The sequence below is a fragment of the Gaetbulibacter sp. PBL-D1 genome (genome assembly GCF_050509525.1).
In the GTDB taxonomy this organism is placed as follows: Bacteria; Bacteroidota; Bacteroidia; order Flavobacteriales; family Flavobacteriaceae; genus Gaetbulibacter_B; species Gaetbulibacter_B jejuensis.
On record NZ_JBNWKB010000018.1, the window covers coordinates 75,001 to 78,092 of the forward strand.

The following is a 3,092-nucleotide window of genomic DNA, read 5'->3' on the forward strand; positions in this document are numbered from 1 at the left end:
GTCAACCGGTTCGGGCCTCCACTGTGTGTTACCACAGCTTCACCCTGCCCATGGGTAGATCACACGGTTTCGCGTCTACCACTACTAACTATACGCCCTATTCAGACTCGCTTTCGCTACGGATCCGCACCTGAAGTGCTTAACCTTGCTAGCAACGGTAACTCGTAGGCTCATTATGCAAAAGGCACGCCGTCACCCTAATGGGCTCCGACCGCTTGTAAGCGTATGGTTTCAGGTTCTTTTTCACTCCCTTATTCAGGGTTCTTTTCACCTTTCCCTCACGGTACTAGTTCACTATCGGTCTCTCAGGAGTATTTAGCCTTAACGGATGGTCCCGCCAAATTCATACAGGATTACACGTGTCCCGCACTACTCAGGATACCACTATCAATAACGTTTTTTACCTATACGGGATTATCACCCTCTATGATTGCTCTTTCCAAAGCATTCTAGTTCATTACGCATTAAATATCGTGGTCCTACAACCCCAGCATTGCCTTAACAATGCTGGTTTGGGCTGTTCCGCGTTCGCTCGCCACTACTAACGGAATCACTTTTGTTTTCTTCTCCTCCGGGTACTTAGATGTTTCAGTTCTCCGGGTTCGCCTCCTTACGGATAACATGTCTTCAACATGCTGGGTTGCCCCATTCGGATATCTGCGGATCAATTTGTATGTGCCAATCCCCGCAGCTTTTCGCAGCTTATCACGTCCTTCATCGCCTCTGAGAGCCTAGGCATTCCCCATACGCTCTTATTTAGCTTATTGTACTTTTTGTCTTTTTAATGAGTTACAATTATTGCTCGTTACAATAATTTAATTTTATTAAATATTTCTATCTAATTTTCATGTATCTTTTTCAATATGTCAATGAACTTTTTAGCTTTCGCTATCGTGGAGAATATCGGAGTCGAACCGATGACCTCCTGCGTGCAAGGCAGGCGCTCTAGCCAGCTGAGCTAATCCCCCATATACTAGTCGTTAGTACATAGTAGTTAGTAGTTAGACTATAACCACTACTCAACTTCCAGAATTTCCTATTAATTTAGTAGTCTCAGGCAGACTCGAACTGCCGACCTCTACATTATCAGTGTAGCGCTCTAACCAGCTGAGCTATGAGACTCTACTATAATAGATCATTTAAATTAACAGCAAAAGAACAGACTATTCCTTTTTTGAACTTCCTTATTAGTCGTCTTTCTCTAGAAAGGAGGTGTTCCAGCCGCACCTTCCGGTACGGCTACCTTGTTACGACTTAGCCCTAGTTACTAATTTTACCCTAGGCCGCTCCTTGCGGTGACGGACTTCAGGCACTCCCAGCTTCCATGGCTTGACGGGCGGTGTGTACAAGGCCCGGGAACGTATTCACCGGATCATGGCTGATATCCGATTACTAGCGATTCCAGCTTCACGGAGTCGAGTTGCAGACTCCGATCCGAACTGTGATAGGTTTTTAGGATTCGCTCCTGCTCACGCAGTGGCTGCCCTCTGTACCTACCATTGTAGCACGTGTGTAGCCCAGGACGTAAGGGCCGTGATGATTTGACGTCATCCCCACCTTCCTCACGGTTTGCACCGGCAGTCTTGCTAGAGTTCCCGACATTACTCGCTGGCAACTAACAACAGGGGTTGCGCTCGTTATAGGACTTAACCTGACACCTCACGGCACGAGCTGACGACAACCATGCAGCACCTTGTAAGTAGTCCGAAGAAAGATCTATCTCTAAATCATGCAACTTACATTTAAGCCCTGGTAAGGTTCCTCGCGTATCATCGAATTAAACCACATGCTCCACCGCTTGTGCGGGCCCCCGTCAATTCCTTTGAGTTTCATTCTTGCGAACGTACTCCCCAGGTGGGTCACTTATCACTTTCGCTTAGCCACTCAGACCGAAATCCGAACAGCTAGTGACCATCGTTTACGGCGTGGACTACCAGGGTATCTAATCCTGTTCGCTCCCCACGCTTTCGTCCATCAGTGTCAGTACATTATTAGTGATCTGCCTTCGCAATTGGTATTCTATGTAATATCTATGCATTTCACCGCTACACTACATATTCTAACCACTTCATAATGACTCAAGATAACCAGTATCAAAGGCAATTCTACAGTTGAGCTGCAGGATTTCACCTCTGACTTAATTATCCACCTACGGACCCTTTAAACCCAATGATTCCGGATAACGCTTGGATCCTCCGTATTACCGCGGCTGCTGGCACGGAGTTAGCCGATCCTTATTCTTACGGTACCGTCAAGCTCCCTCACGAGGGAGTGTTTCTTCCCGTATAAAAGCAGTTTACAACCCATAGGGCAGTCTTCCTGCACGCGGCATGGCTGGATCAGGCTTGCGCCCATTGTCCAATATTCCTCACTGCTGCCTCCCGTAGGAGTCTGGTCCGTGTCTCAGTACCAGTGTGGGGGATCCCCCTCTCAGGGCCCCTACCTATCGTTGCCATGGTGTGCCGTTACCACACCATCTAGCTAATAGGACGCATGCTCATCTTTTACCGATAAATCTTTAATCAAATGCCGATGCCGACTCTTGATACTATGGGATATTAATCCAAATTTCTCTGGGCTATCCCCCTGTAAAAGGTAGATTGCATACGCGTTACGCACCCGTGCGCCACTCGTCATCAGAAAAGCAAGCTTTTCTATGTTACCGTTCGACTTGCATGTGTTAGGCCTGCCGCTAGCGTTCATCCTGAGCCAGGATCAAACTCTTCATCGTTAAATCTTAAATATTATTTAACAACTAATATGGAATTTTATTCAGTACTCAAAATGGTCTATTCTTTTGTTTAATTAACATCGTTTCCAATGCTAATTTTACGCTGTCAATTCAATATGTTAATGAACTTTTATCTTCTCTTCTAAACCGTCTTATCGGTTAAGCGGGTGCAAATATAAAACCCTTTTTTTTATCCCACAATCTTTTTTGATTTTTTTTTGAAAATTTTTTCGAAACAATTCAAAACCCTTTTCTTAATCAGTATTTCTTGTGAACTTTTAGCCTCAACGTTCCCGTTTTTAGCGGCTGCAAATATACAACCTATTTTTTCTTTATCGCAAACTTTTTTTTACTTTTTTTT

The 3,092-nt window shown here is 45.1% G+C and carries 2 tRNA genes and 2 rRNA genes (1 of these 4 running past the window's edge); all 4 read right to left on the reverse strand.

Features of this window, described 5'->3' with window-relative positions:
* Positions 1–767: ribosomal RNA gene (locus tag ACQ0RB_RS13950) — 23S ribosomal RNA — on the reverse strand (it extends 2,049 nt beyond the left edge of the window).
* 127 nt (positions 768–894) lie between these two features.
* A tRNA-Ala gene (locus tag ACQ0RB_RS13955) sits at positions 895–968 on the reverse strand.
* A gap of 80 nt (positions 969–1,048) precedes the next feature.
* Positions 1,049–1,122, reverse strand: a tRNA-Ile gene (locus tag ACQ0RB_RS13960).
* A gap of 83 nt (positions 1,123–1,205) precedes the next feature.
* A 16S ribosomal RNA gene (locus ACQ0RB_RS13965) occupies positions 1,206–2,731 on the reverse strand.
* Together the 16S and 23S rRNA genes with 2 tRNA genes alongside form the textbook arrangement of a ribosomal RNA operon.
* Between the last annotated feature and the right edge of the window lie 361 nt (positions 2,732–3,092).